The following is a 221-nucleotide window of genomic DNA, read 5'->3' on the forward strand; positions in this document are numbered from 1 at the left end:
AGGCGGGACCGGCGAGGTAGCCCCGGCCGTCCACGGTCACCACGCCGCGCTTGTCGGCGCGGCACCTCGCCCAGCGCACGGCGTCGAAGGGCGACGACGGCAGCGCGAGCATGGCGGCCAGGTCCTCGGCGAGCACCTCCGGGGTCGGGCGGCCGTCCCGCGCCCGCGAGGCGGCGTTCAAGCGGTCGCACCCGTCCCTGAGCAGGTCGTTCAGCTCGGCG

At 77.4% G+C, this 221-nt stretch carries 1 pseudogene; it reads right to left on the reverse strand.

Annotation, left to right across the window (positions count from 1 at the left end):
* Nucleotides 1-221 (reverse strand): annotated as a pseudogene (locus H6A15_RS10320) (IS21 family transposase); the annotation flags it as partial.

It is taken from the genome of Enorma phocaeensis, assembly GCF_016901575.1.
Classification (GTDB): domain Bacteria; phylum Actinomycetota; class Coriobacteriia; order Coriobacteriales; family Coriobacteriaceae; genus Limicola; species Limicola phocaeensis_A.